Source organism: Geobacillus sp. G4 (assembly GCF_040327975.1).
In the GTDB taxonomy this organism is placed as follows: domain Bacteria; phylum Bacillota; class Bacilli; order Bacillales; family Anoxybacillaceae; genus Geobacillus; species Geobacillus thermoleovorans.
On record NZ_JBEPJY010000129.1, the window covers coordinates 1 to 247 of the forward strand.

1 pseudogene is annotated in these 247 nt (G+C 64.8%); it reads right to left on the reverse strand.

Going from position 1 to position 247, the window contains the following annotated elements:
- A pseudogene (locus tag ABS784_RS17225) lies at positions 1-247 on the reverse strand (potassium-transporting ATPase subunit B); the annotation flags it as partial.

A 247-nucleotide genomic window follows, 5' to 3' on the forward strand; every position in this document is an offset into this window, starting at 1 on the left:
CGGCTGCACAGCGACGGTTGCCGAAGGTGATGGTGCCGGTCTTGTCCAGCAGCAGCACATGCACGTCACCCGCCGCTTCCACCGCACGCCCGGATTTGGCGATGACGTTGAGGCGTACCAGGCGATCCATGCCGGCGATACCAATGGCCGATAACAGGCCGCCGATGGTGGTCGGAATCAGCGTCACCAGCAGCGCGACCAGGAACACCAGCGGCAAGCTGCCATTGGCGAAGTGGGCGAACGGCTG